This window comes from Palleronia salina, assembly GCF_900141995.1.
GTDB lineage: Bacteria > Pseudomonadota > Alphaproteobacteria > Rhodobacterales > Rhodobacteraceae > Palleronia > Palleronia salina.
In genome coordinates, this window is the sequence record NZ_FQZA01000005.1 from 220,383 (window position 1) to 237,168 (window position 16,786).

The window sequence follows — 16,786 nt, forward strand, 5'->3', positions numbered from 1 at the left end:
TCTCATGATGGATGGATGCGGGGTCTTTCGTGTCGGCCCCTTCAGGCCTCGAGGCGGTGCAGCCCCCTTTCGTCCCAGGCGAGCCGCACGGCGTCGCCCGGGGATTTCGGTGCGTTGAAGAATTGCTCTTCCGGTAGCAGGGCGAGCACCTCGTCGCCGGTCTCCAGCTTCGAGGTCACGGCGACCGACGCGCCCTGGTATTCGACGGCCGTGATCGTCGCGGCCAGCCCGTCGTCGCCCAGCGTCACCGCGTCGGCGCGCACGGTCGCCTTGCCGCCCGGCAGCGCGATCACGTTATGCCCGCCGATGAACCGGGCGACGAATTCGGTGCGCGGCGCGCCCCAGACGTCGCGGGCCGGGCCGGATTGCTCGATGACCGCATCGTTCATCACGACGATCTCGTCGGCCAGCGCCAGCGCCTCGTCTTGGCCATGGGTGACATGGATGAAGGTGATGCCCAGCTCGCGCTGGAGCTTCTTCAACTCGCCCCGCATCCGGATGCGCAGGAACGGGTCGAGCGCGGACAGGGGCTCGTCCAGCAGAAGCACCTTTGGCTCGGTCACCAGGGCGCGGGCCAGGGCCACGCGCTGCTGCTGGCCGCCCGACAATTGCGTGGGCAGCCGGTCGGCCAGGTGCGTCATGTCCACCAGCGCCAGCATCTCGTCGGCGCGGGCGTGCCGCTTGGCCTTGTCCACGCCCTTCATGCGCAGCGAAAACGCCACGTTGTCGCGCACCGACAGGTGCGGAAACAGCGCGTAGTTCTGGAACATCATGGCGGTCCCGCGCAGCGCGGGCGGCAGTTGGGACACGTCCTGGCTGTCCAGAACGATCGACCCTTCGCTGACATCCTCGTGCCCCGCGATCATCCGCAGGGTCGAGGACTTGCCGCAGCCCGACGGCCCCAGCAGGCAGACATAGCTGCCCTTGACGAAGACGTGGTTCAGATCCCGCACCGCGACCGTGTCGCCGTAGCGCTTGGTCAGGTGAACCAGTTCAAGGTCGTATCCGGTTCGCATCGGGCCCCCAGTGCTGTGTTGACCCGAGGTGAGGCCCTTATCGGCTCCGAGGGCAGCATTTTCGCATCGACACGGGCGCGGTTTTGCCCTTTGCCGCATTTTTGACCGCGCCGCCGCGCGTTGTGCACGAAAACGGGCGCAAAGTTGTATACAATACTGTCCCGGAAACCATCGGGGCCTCCCGCGCTTGTCCCACTGGGCGGGAATCGGCGAAGGTCGCGGCAGGGCAGGAAGTGATGCGCAGGTAATGAACAAGATAGACGACACCAGCTGGAGCCGCGACGCCATCGCGGCGGACCTTGAACGTGCCATCCACGAACACCGCCTGCCGCCGGGCACGAAGCTGGGCGAGGATGATCTGGCCGAGGCCTACGGGATCAGCCGCACCATCGTCCGGGCCGCCCTTCTCGCGCTGTCGCACCGCCACCTGGTCCAGTTGCGCCGCAATCGCGGCGCCTTCGTCGCCCAGCCCACCCCGCGCGAGGCGCGCGAGGTCTTCGAGGCGCGGTCCCTTCTCGAACCTCGCACGGCCCATTCCGCCGCCCTGCGGATGACCGAGGCCGACCTTGCACTTCTGAACGCGAATATCCGCGACGAACATGCCGCGCTGGACGCGGGCGAGAACGGCCGCGCGCTTCTGCTGTCGGGCCAGTTCCACCTGGAGGTTGCCCGCATCGCGGACCAGACCACGATCGAGGCCGTCATATCCGAGCTGATTTCGCGCTCGTCGCTCATCATCGCGCTCTACTGGCGGCGGCGCGCCGCGCTGTGCGAAACGCAGGCGCACCATGCGCTTCTGGACGCCTTCGCCCGCAAGGACGGCGCGGCGGCCGAGGAGCTGATGAAGAACCACCTGCTCGACCTCGTGGCCTCTCTCGACCTGCGCAACGTCGCGCCGCCGCCCGCGTCCCTGCGCGAGGCCCTGCAAAGATGACGGCCTGCTGCCGTGTGGCCCGGGCGGGCGAGGTCGCTGTCATGCTCGACTGGGCGGCCGCGGAAGGGTGGAACCCGGGCCTGGACGACGCCGCCGCCTTCCACGCGGCCGACCCCGACGGCTTCTTCGTGTCCGAGGTCGGGGGCCAGGTGGTCGCGGCGATCTCGGTGGTCAATCACTCCGACGCCTTCGCCTTTCTCGGTCTCTACCTCTGCCGCCCCGAATTCCGCGGCCGAGGCATCGGCTTCGCACTCTGGAATTTCGCGCGGTCCCATGCCGGGGACCGCACCGTCGGCCTGGACGGCGTCGCCGCGCAACAGGCCAACTACGCGCGGTCGGGCTTCGTCCTGTACGGCCGCACCCAGAGACTGTCCGGCCACCTGGCGACCGAGGCGCTGACGCTTCCGGTGGCGCGCGCGGTTGAGATACCCGAGATCGAACGGCTCGACGCCGCTGCGAACGGCGTGTCCCGGCCGGGGTTCCTGCACACATGGCTACAAGATGGGCCGACGCGGAAGACCGTCCTCGGGCGCGACGGAAAGACGATCACCGGCGTCGCCACGGCCCGGACCTGCCGCGACGGGTGCAAGATCGGTCCGATCATCGCGGACGACGCGCACGCGGCGCTGCACCTCGCGCGACAGGCCGCATCCGCGGTCGGGGAAAGCCGCGTCACGATCGACGTGCCCGACACCGCCGCCCCTTTCGCCGAATTGCTGCGGCAGCAGGGGTTCACCGAAGGCTTCAGCACCGCCCGCATGTATAGCGGGGACGCTCCGGCAGCGGGGCAATGCCTGCAGGCCGTTGCAACGCTCGAACTCGGTTGAGATCCCGCGGATCCATCCGGACAACACTCGGCCTGATCCCGAACAGCACAGGAAACGGGCAGATTCCGGCGTGATGCCGAATCTCCGGGCAGCCGGCGGTGATCCCTGACGCAACTAAACCCGGCGCGTTGTCCGCCGCCCGACGCCACGCCTAGCCTGAGCGCGGACTTGGCGTGGGGGCGCGATGGAATTCCGGTTCTTCGAAATCTATCGCAACTGGGATTACGTGACCCTTCTGATGCAGGGCGCGGGGATGAGCGCGATCCTGACCCTGTGCGGGGGCGTCATCGGGTTCGCCTTCGCCATCGTCCTGTCCTGGGCCCGGCACATGCAGATCCGCATCGCGGCCCCGCTGGCCACGGCCTACGTCGAGTTCATCCGCAACACGCCGCTGATCGTTCAGCTGTTCTTCGTGGCTTTCGGGCTGCCCCTGCTGCTGGGCTATGCGTGGCCCTTCTGGGCCCACGCGCTCCTGGCGCTGGCGCTCAACTTCTCGGCCTATTTCGCCGAGATCCTGCGCGCGGGCTTCCGTTCGGTCGACACCGGCCAGCGCGAGGCGGCCGAGGCGCTGGGCCTGCGCCCGATCACGGCGTTCCGGCTGATCGTGGTGCCGCAGGCCATCGGGCGCATGTTCCCGTCGCTGTCCAGCCAGTTCGTCTTCCTGTTCCTGACCACCGGGATCATCGCCGAAATCGGCGTGCGCGACCTGACCAACGCCGGCATGTTCATCGACAGCCGCACCTTCCGGACCTTCGAGGTCTACATCACCCTGACCGCCATCTACATCAGCATCTCGCTGCTCTACAAAGCCGCGATGGCGGGTCTTTATCGCTGGCGCTTTCCCTGGGCGGAGCTGGGCCGGTGAAGGACCTGTTCGCCGCCATACTGGGAGAGCCCTTCGGCATCGTCGTGTTCCAGCTGCTGTCGGCGACGCAGTTCACCATCTACCTGTCGCTCATCGCCTTCTTCGGCGGCGGCATCCTGGCCGGGATCATCACCGTGATCCGCGTCGCGCCGTTCAAGTGGGGCAAACGGCTGGCCGTCGCGTATATCTGGTTCTTCCAGTCCACGCCGCTGCTGATGCTGCTGTTCCTGGCGGGACTCGGGGTGCCGCGGCTGCTGGGCTTCAACGTCGACCCGTGGTTCGCGGCCTCGGTCTCGCTCATCATCTATACCAGCGCCTACCTGTCGGACGTCTGGCGCGGCGCGGTCGAGGCGATCCCCAGCGGCCAGTGGGAGGCCAGCGAAGCGCTGGGCCTGCGGTTCCTTCAGATGCTGCGGCTGGTGGTGCTGCCGCAGGCCATCGTGCTGGCGCTGGCGCCCACGGTCGGGTTCATGGTGCAGATCATCAAGGGCACGTCGCTGGCCTACATCATCGGGTTTTCCGACCTCATGCAGATCGGCAAGCGCTGGGCCAACGCGCCCGTGGACGGCACCGAGCCATTCGTCATCTATCCCCTGATGGCGCTGATCTACTTCGCCCTCTGCTTTCCGCTGTCGCTCTATTCCCGCCATCTCGAAAAGCGCCTCGGCGCGGTGAAACGCGCCGCGACCCCGACCGCTGCCTGATCCATCGCAACCAAAGGAGATTTCCATGACCGTAACCGACAAGCTCAAGGGCCTCGTGACCGCCGCGGCGCTGGCCGCCGCCACGATGACCGCCGCACCCGCCGCCGCCGACCTGTCGGATATCCTGTCCGAGGGCACGATCAGCATCGGGGTGCCCGAGGATTTCCCGCCCTTCGGCTCGCTCGGCGCCTCGGGTGAATACGAGGGCTATGACGTCTCGGTCGCGAACATGATCGCCGAGGCGATGGGGGTCGAGCTGGACCTGGTGCCGATCAGCTCGGACCAGCGCATCCCCTACCTGGAAACCGACCGGCTGGACCTCGTGATCTCCTCCATGGGCGCCAATCCCGAGCGGGCCAAGTCGATCTGGTTCTCCAGCGCCTACGCGCCGTTCTATTCCGGCGCCTTCGCCAGCGACGACAAGGAGATTTCCAGCGTGGACGACCTCGCGGGCTACTCCGTCGGCCTGACCGGCGGCACGCTCGAGGACCTGGCGCTGACCGACATGGTGTCCGACGAGACCGAGATCATCCGCTTCGGCGACAACGCCGCGACGCTGGCCGCCTATGTCTCGGGCCAGGTCGATGTGCTGGTGACCGGGAACGTCGTCGCCGCGTCCCTTTCGGAGTCCAACCCCGATCTAAGCGTGGACACGAAGTTCATCCTGCGGGACTCGCCCTGCTTCATCGGCATCAAGCAGGGCAATGCCGACCTGCTGCGCTGGGTCAACGTGTTCATCCTGACGAACACCCTGAACGGCGAGCTGAACACGCTGTCCGAAGAATGGTTCGGCCAGCCCCTGCCGCCGCTGCCGACCCTCTGACCAAGACAGGACCCGGGGGCGGGCACGTCCTGCCCCCGGGTGCCCTAAGGCCATCGATCGTCCCGCCAGGCGCGGAACCGTGATCCTAGGCTCGGGCCTTTTCCATCATTTCGGCGCGGTCCCGGGCCGTGAGCCGCCGGAAGGCGATCGTGGCGGGGATCACGGCGGCAAAAAGCGCCGCGCCGAACGCCATCGCGGTTTCGGCGGCGCCGGTGCGGTCCAGCAGCCACCCGGCCACAGGAGGGCTGGCGGACATGATCGCGTAGTAGATGGTGAAGAAGATCCCCATCCCGAAGGCCCGCCGCTCGGGCGCCACGGCCTGTCCGGCCAGCGCCATGATCACACCGGCCGGGGCCATGCCGATCAGCCCGAACAGCAGGCTCGCCGTCAGCCCGGCACCGGGCACCGACAGCAGCATCATCGCCACGATGGCCCCGGCCATGCAGACCGCGATGACGATGTCGCGTCGCCCGAGCCTGTCCACGAATTGCCCGCACAAGGCCCCCGAAACGATCATTACCCAGCTTCCGACGCTGATGACGGACGCGGCGGCCAGCGTGCCCATGCCTTGCGCCTCCAGCAACGTGGGGCCGAAACTCAGATAGACCACGTAGCCCGCGTTGAAGACGCCCCAGGCCGTGCCGGCCGCCACGATCAGCCCCCATTCGCGCCGCAGCAGGCCCGTCATCCGGACCGCGCGGCCCGCGCTAAGGTCCCGCGGCGTCCTGTAGAAGGCGATCACGGCGAGCGCGGCGGCGGCGCACCAGGCGGCGGCCACCATGAAGGGCGCGCGCCAGCCGTGTAGATCGGCAAGCCAGGTATGGCCGACCTGTCCCATCGCGATGCCGAAGGGCCAGCTCATGACCAGCACGCTCATCGCGGTGGCGATCTCGTGCCCGTCGAACCAGTCGGCCACCATCTTGGTGAAATAGAGGGTCGCGAGCAGGAAACCGGCTCCGCACAGAACCCGCCCGGCCCCGATGCCGACCGGTCCGGCGGCCAGCGCGGATACCAGGCTTCCCACGGCGAGGGCGGCAAGGCCCAGACCGGCCAACGTCCTGTCCGAGGCGAAACGACCGATGATCCCCGCCGGAAGGGCGAGGACCAGACCCGGCGCCATGAACAGCCCGATCATGAAACCAAGCTCGGCGTTGTCGAGCCCGAAGGCGTCCGTCGGGTCCCCGCCGACCGCGCCCATGGTCTGGAACTGAAAGCCCAACCCGACGCGCGCGGCGAAAAGCAGCGCGAGGATCCGCCAGCGCATCACGCCCAGCCCAGCTGTCGCAGCGCGTGGCCGTAGTTCCAGATCTTCGTCATGCCGGCGATGCGGTCGCCGTCGAAGACCATGACGTAGGCATAGTCCGAGGCGACGGTCTTGCCTGTCGGCGCGGCCGGTCCGCCCAGTCCGGTCTGGGTCCCGCGGAACACGGCCGTGGCGACCACGGTCCTTCGCCCGGTATCGACCGCGAAAGCCGTGAGATCATAGCGGCCGTCCGGGATCGGGGTCAGCAGCCCCTTCATCCAGTCGGCATATGCCGCGAGCGTCGTCACGTCCGCCAGCGCGTCGGCCTGGCAGTGGAAGCGCGCGCCGTCGTGGCAGAATGGCGCGCAGGCCGCCCAGCCGCCGCCGGTTTCGCAGGCTTCGAAAAAGGTTCTGGCCGTCTCTTCCATGCGCATCGGATCACCTCGTGTCTGTCGATGCGGCCAGGATGATGGGACGGGATGACCCGCGGTATCGGGCATCTGCAGTAAACGGTGCCTGGGGCCTGCTGTATTCATCTACAGCATCTGCAGGATTGCCCGGGAGCAGGCGCTGCCACAGGATCGGAGCCATCAATTGCGAACGGTCGCCCCTGCCTTGTCACCCGAAGACATCCTCAGTCACCGCGAGATCGAGATCGCCCGGGCCTATGCCAAGGGCGACACCTACCAGGTCATCGCTGCCCGGCTGTGCATCGCGCCATCCACCGTGCGCACGCACCTCGCCGCGATCTATCGCAAGCTCGAGGTGTCGTCGAAGCTGGATCTGCACGCGCGCCTGGAGGGTGCGCCACCGCAGGCGGACATCAAGATCGACCACGCGGCGGTGATTTCCGAGCTCGCGCTCAGCCTCGAGGAGGCACTGCGCCGCGAGCAGGCGCTGGCCGAGGTCCTGCGGATCATCAGCCGGTCGGACGGCGAGATCGACGCGGTCATGTCGGCGATCCTCGGGTTCGCGCTGGACCTGTGCGAGGCGGAGTTCGGGATCCTGTTCGCCTATCATGGCGCCGGCCGATACGAGGCGAGCCACATGCGCGGGATCCCCGGACCCTTCCGGGATTGGCTGGAAGGGCAGGGCGTCTTCGAGCCGGGCGGGCAGACCGGGCTTGGCCGCCTGGCGGTGAACCGGGCTTTGGTGAACATCTTCGACGTCCGGGCCGAAGAGGTGTTTCAGACCGACGATCCCCTGCGCTATGCCACCGCGATCCTGGGCGGCGCCCGTTCGTTCGTGGCGATCCCGATGATGTCGGGAGACACCCTGGCCGGCGCCTTCACGATCTACCGGCAATCCGTGCGGCCTTTCGGCGCCCAGTCCACCGGGCTGGCCCAGACCTTCGCCGACCAGAGCGTCATCGCGCTTGAAAACGCGCGCATGGTCGGCGCATTGCGCAGCCCTTGCTGAGCTTCCCAATGCGCGCTGGATGGCCGCGAAACGCGAAGGCCCGTGGGGGGACCTTGACGCCTACACCCCCTCGACAAGGATGAGGTCGGTGTCCGAAATCTTCTCCCTGACCGCCCGCGCCTCGGTGTAAGCGTCGGAGTCGTAAAAGGCGCGCGCGGCGTCGATGTCATCGAACTCGATGACGATCGCCAGCCCCTCGGCCGCGCCCTCCCGATGGTCGGGGCTTGGATTGCGAACCAGCACCTTGCCGCCGTGGGCCGCGATCGCGGCGCCCGAGAGCTTCTTGAATTCCTCGAACGCGTCTTTGTCCCGGACGCGGATATGAGCGATCAAGTATCCCTTCGGCATCGTGAATATCCCCCTGCAATTTTCCGACCAATGCGTCAGACGGTTTTGAAGGTATCACAGAACCTTTCGGTTTTGGACCGGCCGAGGCGTTCGCCCCGGCCAGGCGGTCACAGGTCGAAGTCCACGGCGCCGAACGCGTGACCGGGCGCGCGGATCGTGAAGTCGGCGGTGCCGTCCCCGTCGATATCGACCTCGAGCAGGTCCCCCGATTGCCGGATCGTGCCCGCGCCCCCGTCGGGATCCCATGCAAGGGCCTGGTTGCCGTCGGTGTCCGGATCGGCGTCGAGGGAGGTCAGGTCGATCAGGTCTCCGGTTTCGAAATCCGTGATGGTGTCGATCCCCCAGGCGCCGCCCTCCTCGATCTTGCGGAACTGGAACACATCCGCGCCGTGCTGACCGGTCAGGATGTCCGATCCGCCGCCGCCCTGGATTGTGTCGTCGCCCATGCCCGCGTCGATCTCGTCGCTGCCCGAGGATCCGTAGATGCGGTCGTCCCCGCCGCGCGCGAAGATCCTGTCGTCGCCCGACCGGCCGCGGATGACGTTCGCGGCGTCGTTGGCAAGGATCAGGTCGCCCACGGCGGTGCCCGTCGCGTCGATCTCCAGGTCTCCGGCCAGGTCGAGCCGCTCCAGCCCCTCGCTCATGGTGAAGTCGACCCACGAGATCACCCGGTCCCACCCGCCACCGGCATAGACCAGCGTGCCGTCCTCGGTGACCTCGATGACGTCCTTGTCGTCGGTTCCGAAAAGGACGGGCGCCTCGATCAGGCTTTCGTCTCTGGCGTCGATCGCCGCCGTGTCGACCTCGGCGTCATCGAAGATCAGGAATTCGACACCCGTGACGACGTCCAGCCCCTGGTCGCCGACCATGTCCTCGATCTCGAACCCGCCGTCGATCTCGGTGATCCGATACCCGTTCGACAGGCCCGAGAAGATCGCGCGGTCCACCCCGTCGCCGCCGAGGAGCGAGTCGTCACCGATACCCCCGGCCAGGGTGTCGTCGCCGGCGCCGCCGCGCAGCGTGTCGTCGCCGCCGGCCCCGTCCAGGAAGGATCCGCCGTCGTGGCCGGTCACGTCGTCGGCGAGCCGGGATCCCACGAGGGTTTCGAACAGGACGGTATTCGCGTCGATGTCCGTCGGTGCGCCGTAGGCAAAGCCCGTGGAATTGATCACGAGGCTTTCCCCGATCACGTCGGAATCGGCATCGCGGATCGAGCTCGTGACATGGACAGTGTTGTCGTGATCCCGCCCGCCGTGGAAGTTGATGTCCCGGTCCGTGCTCGCGACGTGCACCTCGTTGCCGGACGCGGAACGCCACGACGAGAAGAGGACGGAATGGCGCATGTCGGCATCGGAATGGTTCGAGATCGTGCTGTCGTAGACGTCCCGGATCTGGATGGCGTAGCCGTTCCCGCCGGTGCCCTTGTTATGGGCGCCGGTGAAGGTCGTGCCCGAGATGTCGAGTTCGGTGGAGGCCAAGAGATTCAGCCCCAGCGACGGCACGTCATGGGCGGCGATATCGGTGATGATCGCCCCGGCCGCGCCATCGACTTCGATGACGGCGCTGCGGGCATAGTCGGGCAAGGTGTTCTGGAACAACGATGGGTCCGCCGCCCCGAGGCCGTAGTCGACGGTGAAGCCGCCCAGGACCACGTCCTCCAGCAGGTCGATGTCGTAGACGCGGGTCTCGGCAGTGTCGAAGTCGAAATGCACGCCGCCCACGAGGTGAACCGTCGTGCCGTCGACGTGATCCACCTCGACGATCGAGGTGCGCAGGGAGCTGTCGTTGAGCCACTGCGTATCGCCGATCTCGGCCAGAAACGCGGCGGTGTTGTCCCGTTCGAGATAGAGATGATCGCCCGCTTCGATCCGGTGGCCGGTCGCGAAGTGAAGGGTGTCCTGCCCCTGGGCCACGGGCTCGGCCAGGGCCGAGATTTCCGTCCGGCGCCCGCCGCTGATCTCGACGGCGGACTCGCCCAGGTCGGAGGGTACGGTGATCGTCACGTCGTCGGACCCGGTCCCGACCACGGCGATGTCGTCGCGGGCGATCACGATCGTCCGGTCGAAGGTGTAGCTCCCGGCGCCCAGCGTGATGGTGGAGCCCGGCGGCGCGGTATCGATGAGGGTCTGGAGCTCGGCTGCCGTGGCCGACGGATCGAGGGTGATGACCCAGGGCTCGACCTCGACGGCGCCGTCCTCGAGCACGAAGATCTGCGCGTGGTTCGCCGATGCCGTGAACCCGCCCGAGACGGTCTCGCCGGGGTCGACGTCTTCGACCGTGAGGCGGAAATGGCCCGGAGACAGCTCTTCGACCCCGCCGTTCCATATGTTCGTGATCTCGGCGTCGGCGAGGAATTCGATGCTGACGGGCCGGGTCTCGGCCCCATCGTTCGTCAGGGAAAACTCGGCCCGGAAGCCGCCTGACCACTCGTAGTCGATATAGACCTGCTCCATGCCCGAGCCTCTTGGAATTTTGACCGGGCGAACGTGCCTTCGGGCATGATGCGGACCGGTATTTTCGTGCGATCACCCCGCGCGGCAGGGTGCGTTCGACGGTGGCCTGACCTCACCCCTGGACCCCGCGGGGACACGGGCGTGTCGGCTTGAGGTTGGTAATCTCGCAGGTTGTTCCGGGCAAGCGACGGACGCTGAAACGGCGAGCTGTCCAAGTGGTCGGCGCGAAGTGTGGCAGATCTGCTTCAACCGGGGATTGTTCCGCGGCAGCAGCGACCCAAAGGGCCGGCCGCGCGTTGGGCGCGCCGGCAGGCTGGCGGGCACTCGGCCAGTACGGGGCGCCGCCTTTCGTCACCGCGGCGGCCGCGTCAGCTCAGTCCCGGCGGGTGCGATCGGTCGATGGATGCCGGAGCCGGATGGCCCCAACCTCCCGCGCTCACGCGGTGCCGGGTCGTCTGGCGGGCCGGGCGCTCAGTCGGTGTGACGGTAGAGGTCGGCGGATCGCTCCAGGTGGATCTTCATGGCAGCCTTCGCCTTGGCGGGGGAGCCGGCCTCGAGCGCGTCCACGATGGCGGCATGTTCGTCGAGGGTGGTCGTCTCGTTCCCCGTCCAGCGCAACAGGTGCACGTGGTAGGCCGACAGCCACGTCAGGATCGCCTCGCTCAGGGCTGCGTAAATCGGATTGCCCGAGATTTCCGCGATCTGACGGTGGAAATCCATGTCGCAGTAGATGAATTCCTGCGCGTCGGGGCTGGAGATTTTGGAGCGTTGCATCTCGATATTGTCCCGCAGCACCGCGATGTCATCGGCCGTCGCCCGCTCGGCCGCGGTTTCGACCATCCCCAGCTCGAACCGGATCCGGGCCTCCTTCAGGTGATCGAGATAGTTCGGAAAGCCCGAGATCAGCATCCGCGCCACGGCATCCATGCTGCGCAGGGCGGTGTCGGCGGCGATCTCGTTGACCCGCGCGCGGCCCCCCTGCGACACCGAGATCAGGCCCGCGTCATGCAGGCGCTGCATCGCCTCGCGCACGGCGGGACGACCGACGCCGAACTCCTCCATCACCTCCCGTTCCGACGGCATCTGTTCGCCGGGCGACAGGACGCCCGAGGCGATACGCTCCTGCAGCCGTTCGAGCACCTGGTCGGACAGCCGCGTCCGGACGATCTTGGTGCCGGGGTTCTGGGGGCGACCGAAACCGCTCATGGCTCCCTCCGTTTCAGGTGATGCGACGGATGCTGTCCGCGATCTCGTCGGGTTCGAAGAGGCCGAGCCAGTCGTCGCGCAGGATCCGCGGATACCCGTTCTCGATGGCCTTGTTGCAGGCATCGGAGAAGACGCCGTCCACCTCTTCCATGATGACCGCGCCGAGAATGTTCATGTGTCCCAGCAGGAAATCGCGCGCGGCGACCTTGTCGACGCCACGGCGGACAACCTCGTCCATCGCGTCCTTCATGGCAACCAGCAGGGTGGCGCAGACCGTTTCGGACAGGCCCGGCTCCAGCATGGCCATCTGCTCCACCGTGACCCGGTGCGACCGCAGGATCGGCTGGAAGATCGTTTTGGCAATGCCCTCGCCCAAGGCGAAGTGTTCTTCCGGTCCCTGCATGAGGGCGCTGACGATCGCCTGGCGTGCGGCGACGCCGCCGAAGAAGTCGCGCTTGGCGGCGGGGTCCGTCTCGTCGTTGAAGATCGGCGGATGGCAGGGGTGGGTCACGAAATAGGTGATGTCCGAACGCTCGGGCAGGTGTCCGGCGGCGGGGGCGGCCGCGTCGAGGATGACCACGATGGTTCCCGGCGCCAGATCGTCCACCAGCCCCGTGCTGACCTTGCCGATCATCGTGTCCGGCACCGCCAGGATCACGGCGTCCGCGTCCTTCAGCGCCTCCGCCTGCGGCACGCAGTCGGCGCCCACCGCGGCCTTCAGCCGCTCGCGTCCGCCCTCGCTGACCTCAACGTGGGCCACGTCGTAGGACGACCCCTTGAGGTTCAAAGACAGGCGAACGCCCATTTTTCCGCCGGCGCCAATGAGTGCGATTTTCATGCTCGGTCTCCAGAAGGCAGAGGTTGATTTCCCTCCGCTTATAATCTTATCAACTTGTATGACAAGATGATAAGGTGATGGGTGGGCGCCATGGGCAGGATCTACGCTGAATACGAACTCGAAAGCCCGGTCGCGCTCGAGCGGGCGGCCGAGGTCATCGCCGGTGAACAATCGTCGGGGACCTTCCTGAAGCTGCCGGGCGAGACCGATGACCTCCGCGCCCGGTCCGGCGCCGTCGCCGAGCGGGTGGAGTTGCTGGACACGCGGTCGGCGCCCTCCTTGCCGTGCCGCATCGAAAGCGACGCTTTCCAGCGGGGCCGCATCCGGCTGTCCTGGCCGATCGAGACGATGGGGCCGTCCCTGCCGAACGTCCTGGCGACCGTGGCCGGGAACCTGTTCGAACTGGCCGAGGTCTCGGCGCTGCGGCTGCTCGATGTCTCGTTCCCGCCCGAGTTCGCGTCGGCCTGCCCGGGGCCGGCGTTCGGCGTGGCCGGCACGCGACGCCTGTGCGGTGTGGAAAGCGGGCCGCTGATCGGGACCATCATCAAGCCGAGCGTCGGCCTGACACCCGACCAGACAGCGGACGTGGTCGAGGACCTGGCGCAGGGCGGGATCGACTTCATCAAGGACGACGAGCTGCAGGCCAACGGCCCGGCCTGCCCATTGCCCGAGCGTGTCGACCGGGTCATGCGCGTGGTCAACGATCATGCCGGCCGGACCGGCAAGAAGGTGATGGTCGCCTTCAACATCACCGGCGACCTGGACGAGATGCGGCGCGGCCACGACATCGTGCGCGCGGCGGGCGGGACGTGCGTGATGGTGTCGATGCACTGCATCGGCCTGGCCGGCATGACGGCGTTGCGCCGCCACGGCGACCTGCCGATCCACGCCCACCGGGCCGGATGGGGGCTGTTCTCACGCTCGCCGGATATCGGGATCAGCTATGTCGCCTGGCAGAAATTCTGGCGGCTCGCCGGGGCGGACCACTTGCACGTGAACGGGCTCGGCAACAAGTTCTCGGAGCCCGATGACAGCGTCACGGCCTCGGCGAAGGCCGTCCTGTCGCCGCTTTTTGACGCCGGGCCGGCCTTCGAGGCGATGCCGGTCTTTTCCTCGGGGCAGACGGCGCTGCAGGTCCCCGGCACGGTCGCGGCGGCGGGTTCGGACGACTTCCTCATCTGCGCGGGCGGCGGGATCATCGGGCACCCGGGCGGCATCGGTGCTGGTGTCGCCAGCATGCGGCAGGCCGCCGAGGCCGCCGCCCTGGGCCGCGGCCTGCCGGACCACGCGCGGGAGAACGAGGCGCTTGCACAGGCGATCGACGCCTTCGGGAAGCGGATGGCCTGATGCTGGACCTCACGTATTACGGGGATGACTTCACCGGCTCGACCGACGTGATGGAGGCGCTGGCCGGTAACGGCGTTCCGACTGTCCTGTTCACCCGCATTCCGACCGCCGAGCAGCTTGCGCGGTTTCCCGATGTCCGGGCCGTCGGCCTTGCCGGGGAAAGCCGCAGCCGCGACCCCGACTGGATGGACGCCCATCTGCCCGGCGCCTTCGAGTGGCTGAAAGGGCTGGGCGCGCGGCATTGCCACTACAAGACATGCTCGACCTTCGACAGCGCGCCGCGAAAAGGGTCGATCGGCCGCGCGCTGGAAATCGGACGGGAGGTCTTCGGGCAGGAGGTCGTCAGTCTCGTGGTGGGCGCCCCGCAACTGCGCCGCTACACGATGTTCGGCACCCTGTTCGCCAGCTACCAGGACCAGGTCTACCGCATCGACCGTCACCCGGTGATGAGCCGCCATCCCGCCACGCCCATGGCCGAGGCGGACCTGCGGATGCACCTTGCCGCGCAGACTTCGCTGCCCATCGGCTGCGTGGGGCCGGACACCACCCGCAAGACGACCGGCCTTGCCGCGCTGCGGGCGAACCGGCAGGCGGGCGAGCGGGTTTCGATCGTCGACGTCTACGATGCTGCGTCGCAAATCAACGCCGGGGCCCTGATCGAAGGCGCGCTGGAGGAAACCGGCCCGTTCATCGTGGGGTCGTCCGGCGTGGAATACGCGCTGCTGGGCCACTGGTCCGCGACGGGCACGGTCGGTGGCGCCGCCGACATCCCGCCGCTTGCCCCCGAAAAGGTGATCGCGATCGTCTCCGGCAGCTGCTCCCCCACGACCGAGCGCCAGATCCGGGCGGCCTGCCGCGCGGGTTTCGCCGGGATCGAGGTCGACTTCGCGGCGCTGGCGTCGGGGCACGGCGTGGAGGCCACGCTGTCAGACGCGCTCGACCGTGCCTGCACCGCCATCGGCAGGGGGCAGAGCCCGATCCTCTACACCGCGCTCGGGGCGGTCTCGGAGGATGCGTCGCAGCGCGCGACGGACCGGGTCGGCCTGGCGCTTGGCGGATTGCTCCGCCAGCTCACCGACAGGTTCTCGCTGGGCCGGGTCGGCGTCGCGGGCGGTGACACGTCGAGCCATGCGCTGTCGGCGCTCGACATCTTCGCGCTCACCCTGCGGTATCCCCTGCCGGACAGCCCCGGCTCACCCATCTGCCAGGCCCATCGCGACAGCGGCGGGTCGTTCGAGATCGCCCTGAAGGGCGGGCAGGTGGGCGGTGACGACTATTTCATCCGGTTGCGCGAGGGAGAGCCGACAGCGGACCGTCGTCTGAGCTGACCACTCTCGTGCGCCCGGCCGAGCGCGGGCGCTTGCCCGCCGGGTCCAATGGGTGTCCTGCATGGGACTACGCCGCCATCCGACAACCTGACACGCGAACCGCCGGATCGTGTTTCCGGAAGTCTGGGTGAGCCCGGGTCTTTCAGCTTGGCTATTCCCGACTAAATCGGTAGTGATCGCGCGGTCGGTTGCCGGCTGCCCATGTTTGAAACCGAGGATCCCCGATGGGAAAGAAAGGCAAGAAGCTACCGTCGCCCTGCATCGACGTGTGCAAGTTCCGCCGCGAGGGGCATTGCATCGGATGCTCGATGACGAAGGCGCAGAAGAAGATATTCAAGGCGCTGAAGAAGCCGGAACACCAGCGCGCCTTCATCGAGATGCTGGCGCATCAGCAGTCCGATCTGGGCAAATATTCCCACTGGACCGAGGCCTATCTGAAAAAATGCGCCAAGAAGGGCGTGACGCCACCCATCGCGGTGTGACCACCGGGACCGACCCCGGTGGCCGTTTCGATCAGCCGATCACTTGAGGTGGGCGCGCAGCATCCAGGCGAATTTCTCGTGGATGCGGCCGCGTTCGATGGCCAGGTCCTCGGTCAGCGTGTCGCCGTGCCGCGCGGCCAGCTCGCCGGCGCCGCCCAGCGTGACCGCCAGGGTCTCCTGCGCTTCCATGAGCAGGCGCACCATTTCCTTGTCGGACTGGTGGCCGTCCTGCTCCTGCACCTTCGACCGCTCGAGCATGACGCCCAGCTGGCCCAGGGCGTGACCGTCCAGCGCCTTGACGCGCTCGGCCAGGTCGTCCTGTCCGACGAAGTGATCCTCGTAGATCTGCTGGAACAGGTCGTGCAGCGGGCCGAAGGCCATGCCGGTGACGTTCCAGTGGAAATTCTGCGCCAGCATGGTCGTGACGGCGGTTTCCGAAACGCACTGGTTCAGCGCCTCGCAGATTTCCGTCTGCGCCTCGGGGGTCAGGTCGACAGCGGGTTGGGTCATTACGTGTCCTTTCGCGGTTGAAATCAGGCGACGTCGTTGTGTTGCGGCTGCGACGTCAGATCGTCCCGGCCGCCGGCCACGCGACCGGCCAGGAAGGCCACCGACCGACGGGCATGGTGCGGCACGCGGCTGTGGATCAGGAAGGTGGCGCTGTGCGCGTCCTGGCGGCGCAACGCGGTCAGCAGGCTCAGCAACCAGCGTTCATCGAATGACAGGTTGGCCGTGCCGGGGCGGTAGAACCGTGGCGTTCGCCCCAGCGCTTGGCCCAGGGTGCGCAGGAGGGCGTCCAGCGACGTGCCGGCTGCCGCCTCGCGGTCGGGGCCCAGCATCGCGCAGGCGCGGAACAGGTCCAGCCGGGCGCTGGCCCGGCACTCGAGCGCGGCGATCCGGATGGTGGCCAGCAGGGGGCGGTCCAGATCGGACCGTGTGGCCACCGTCCCTGG

At 67.6% G+C, this 16,786-nt stretch carries 18 protein-coding genes; 9 read left to right on the forward strand and 9 right to left on the reverse strand.

From position 1 onward, the window contains the following. Positions 1-41 precede the first annotated feature (41 nt). Positions 42-1,016, reverse strand: coding sequence for an ABC transporter ATP-binding protein (locus BUB76_RS09785; RefSeq protein ID WP_073128596.1), 975 nt, complete (start codon positions 1,014-1,016; stop codon positions 42-44). Between the two features lie 247 nt (positions 1,017-1,263). Between BUB76_RS09785 and BUB76_RS09790 the strand changes: the two genes are divergently transcribed. From BUB76_RS09790 to BUB76_RS09810, 5 genes are all read left to right on the forward strand, one after another. Next, positions 1,264-1,950 carry a GntR family transcriptional regulator gene (locus BUB76_RS09790; protein ID WP_073128597.1) on the forward strand — a complete coding sequence of 229 codons (687 nt, stop codon included), beginning with the start codon at positions 1,264-1,266 and terminating at the stop codon, positions 1,948-1,950. A 41-nt stretch (positions 1,951-1,991) separates the two neighbouring features. Further along, positions 1,992-2,777, forward strand: coding sequence for a GNAT family N-acetyltransferase (locus tag BUB76_RS09795; protein ID WP_236737892.1), 786 nt, complete (start codon positions 1,992-1,994; stop codon positions 2,775-2,777). Between the two features lie 184 nt (positions 2,778-2,961). Continuing rightward, positions 2,962-3,642 carry an amino acid ABC transporter permease gene (locus BUB76_RS09800; protein WP_073128599.1) on the forward strand — a complete coding sequence of 227 codons (681 nt, stop codon included), beginning with the start codon at positions 2,962-2,964 and terminating at the stop codon, positions 3,640-3,642. Continuing rightward, complete coding sequence (locus BUB76_RS09805; RefSeq protein WP_084140614.1) at positions 3,639-4,346, forward strand: amino acid ABC transporter permease; 708 nt, start codon at positions 3,639-3,641, stop codon at positions 4,344-4,346. Before BUB76_RS09800 ends, BUB76_RS09805 begins: the two co-directional genes overlap by 4 nt. A gap of 25 nt (positions 4,347-4,371) precedes the next feature. Beyond that, entirely contained in the window at positions 4,372-5,169 is a 798-nt protein-coding gene (locus BUB76_RS09810; RefSeq protein WP_214607528.1) for a transporter substrate-binding domain-containing protein, read from the forward strand. A gap of 85 nt (positions 5,170-5,254) precedes the next feature. Here BUB76_RS09810 and BUB76_RS09815 read toward each other — a convergent pair whose 3' ends face one another. Together BUB76_RS09815 and BUB76_RS09820 are read right to left on the reverse strand one after the other, a co-directional pair. Further along, positions 5,255-6,433 carry an MFS transporter gene (locus tag BUB76_RS09815; protein ID WP_073128600.1) on the reverse strand — a complete coding sequence of 393 codons (1,179 nt, stop codon included), beginning with the start codon at positions 6,431-6,433 and terminating at the stop codon, positions 5,255-5,257. After that, positions 6,433-6,840: an ester cyclase gene (locus BUB76_RS09820; RefSeq protein ID WP_373280050.1), complete on the reverse strand. Its 408-nt coding sequence runs from the start codon at positions 6,838-6,840 to the stop codon at positions 6,433-6,435. The genes BUB76_RS09815 and BUB76_RS09820 overlap by 1 nt, the downstream gene beginning before the upstream one ends. 187 nt (positions 6,841-7,027) lie before the next feature. On the opposite strand from BUB76_RS09820, the gene BUB76_RS09825 reads away from it, so the two are divergent. After that, positions 7,028-7,831: a LuxR C-terminal-related transcriptional regulator gene (locus BUB76_RS09825; protein WP_073128602.1), complete on the forward strand. Its 804-nt coding sequence runs from the start codon at positions 7,028-7,030 to the stop codon at positions 7,829-7,831. 60 nt (positions 7,832-7,891) lie between these two features. Here the strand turns inward: BUB76_RS09825 and BUB76_RS09830 are convergent, their stop codons facing one another. From BUB76_RS09830 to BUB76_RS09845, 4 genes are all read right to left on the reverse strand, one after another. Then, positions 7,892-8,179 carry a DUF1330 domain-containing protein gene (locus tag BUB76_RS09830; protein ID WP_073128603.1) on the reverse strand — a complete coding sequence of 96 codons (288 nt, stop codon included), beginning with the start codon at positions 8,177-8,179 and terminating at the stop codon, positions 7,892-7,894. A gap of 107 nt (positions 8,180-8,286) precedes the next feature. Then, positions 8,287-10,632 (reverse strand): hypothetical protein, encoded by a 2,346-nt coding sequence (locus tag BUB76_RS09835; RefSeq protein ID WP_073128604.1) that lies wholly within the window; start codon positions 10,630-10,632, stop codon positions 8,287-8,289. A gap of 471 nt (positions 10,633-11,103) precedes the next feature. Then, a complete protein-coding gene (nanR, locus tag BUB76_RS09840; protein ID WP_073128605.1) occupies positions 11,104-11,838 on the reverse strand; it encodes a transcriptional regulator NanR in 735 nt (244 codons plus the stop codon). 13 nt (positions 11,839-11,851) lie between these two features. Further along, the gene (locus tag BUB76_RS09845) at positions 11,852-12,676 is read right to left on the reverse strand and encodes a phosphogluconate dehydrogenase C-terminal domain-containing protein (RefSeq protein WP_073128606.1); all 825 of its coding nucleotides are present in this window, start codon (positions 12,674-12,676) and stop codon (positions 11,852-11,854) included. A gap of 90 nt (positions 12,677-12,766) precedes the next feature. On the opposite strand from BUB76_RS09845, the gene BUB76_RS09850 reads away from it, so the two are divergent. From BUB76_RS09850 to BUB76_RS09860, 3 genes are all read left to right on the forward strand, one after another. Further along, entirely contained in the window at positions 12,767-14,023 is a 1,257-nt protein-coding gene (locus BUB76_RS09850) for a ribulose-bisphosphate carboxylase large subunit family protein (protein ID WP_175550292.1), read from the forward strand. Then, entirely contained in the window at positions 14,023-15,351 is a 1,329-nt protein-coding gene (locus BUB76_RS09855) for a four-carbon acid sugar kinase family protein (RefSeq protein WP_073128608.1), read from the forward strand. The genes BUB76_RS09850 and BUB76_RS09855 overlap by 1 nt, the downstream gene beginning before the upstream one ends. 224 nt (positions 15,352-15,575) lie before the next feature. Next, the gene (locus tag BUB76_RS09860) at positions 15,576-15,833 is read left to right on the forward strand and encodes a DUF1289 domain-containing protein (RefSeq protein ID WP_073128609.1); all 258 of its coding nucleotides are present in this window, start codon (positions 15,576-15,578) and stop codon (positions 15,831-15,833) included. Between the two features lie 39 nt (positions 15,834-15,872). Here BUB76_RS09860 and BUB76_RS09865 read toward each other — a convergent pair whose 3' ends face one another. Further along, on the reverse strand, positions 15,873-16,343 hold the full coding sequence (locus tag BUB76_RS09865) for a Dps family protein (RefSeq protein WP_073128610.1): 471 nt from the start codon (positions 16,341-16,343) through the stop codon (positions 15,873-15,875). 23 nt (positions 16,344-16,366) lie between these two features. Beyond that, positions 16,367-16,777, reverse strand: coding sequence for a hypothetical protein (locus BUB76_RS09870; protein ID WP_073128611.1), 411 nt, complete (start codon positions 16,775-16,777; stop codon positions 16,367-16,369). Between the last annotated feature and the right edge of the window lie 9 nt (positions 16,778-16,786).

Excerpts from the sequence above, each read along its gene's own strand:
- BUB76_RS09820 (WP_373280050.1), bottom strand. The coding sequence starts at position 6,840 with ATGGAAGAGACGGCCAGAACCTTTTTCGAAGCCTGCGAAACCGGCGGC.
- BUB76_RS09845 (WP_073128606.1), bottom strand. The coding sequence starts at position 12,676 with ATGAAAATCGCACTCATTGGCGCCGGCGGAAAAATGGGCGTTCGCCTG.
- BUB76_RS09860 (WP_073128609.1), top strand. The coding sequence starts at position 15,576 with ATGGGAAAGAAAGGCAAGAAGCTACCGTCGCCCTGCATCGACGTGTGC.
- BUB76_RS09850 (WP_175550292.1), top strand. The coding sequence starts at position 12,767 with ATGGGCAGGATCTACGCTGAATACGAACTCGAAAGCCCGGTCGCGCTC.
- BUB76_RS09800 (WP_073128599.1), top strand. The coding sequence starts at position 2,962 with ATGGAATTCCGGTTCTTCGAAATCTATCGCAACTGGGATTACGTGACC.
- BUB76_RS09855 (WP_073128608.1), top strand. The coding sequence starts at position 14,023 with ATGCTGGACCTCACGTATTACGGGGATGACTTCACCGGCTCGACCGAC.
- BUB76_RS09835 (WP_073128604.1), bottom strand. The coding sequence starts at position 10,632 with ATGGAGCAGGTCTATATCGACTACGAGTGGTCAGGCGGCTTCCGGGCC.
- BUB76_RS09790 (WP_073128597.1), top strand. The coding sequence starts at position 1,264 with ATGAACAAGATAGACGACACCAGCTGGAGCCGCGACGCCATCGCGGCG.
- BUB76_RS09865 (WP_073128610.1), bottom strand. The coding sequence starts at position 16,343 with ATGACCCAACCCGCTGTCGACCTGACCCCCGAGGCGCAGACGGAAATC.
- BUB76_RS09815 (WP_073128600.1), bottom strand. The coding sequence starts at position 6,433 with ATGCGCTGGCGGATCCTCGCGCTGCTTTTCGCCGCGCGCGTCGGGTTG.
- BUB76_RS09830 (WP_073128603.1), bottom strand. The coding sequence starts at position 8,179 with ATGCCGAAGGGATACTTGATCGCTCATATCCGCGTCCGGGACAAAGAC.
- BUB76_RS09795 (WP_236737892.1), top strand. The coding sequence starts at position 1,992 with ATGCTCGACTGGGCGGCCGCGGAAGGGTGGAACCCGGGCCTGGACGAC.
- BUB76_RS09785 (WP_073128596.1), bottom strand. The coding sequence starts at position 1,016 with ATGCGAACCGGATACGACCTTGAACTGGTTCACCTGACCAAGCGCTAC.
- BUB76_RS09810 (WP_214607528.1), top strand. The coding sequence starts at position 4,372 with ATGACCGTAACCGACAAGCTCAAGGGCCTCGTGACCGCCGCGGCGCTG.
- nanR (WP_073128605.1), bottom strand. The coding sequence starts at position 11,838 with ATGAGCGGTTTCGGTCGCCCCCAGAACCCCGGCACCAAGATCGTCCGG.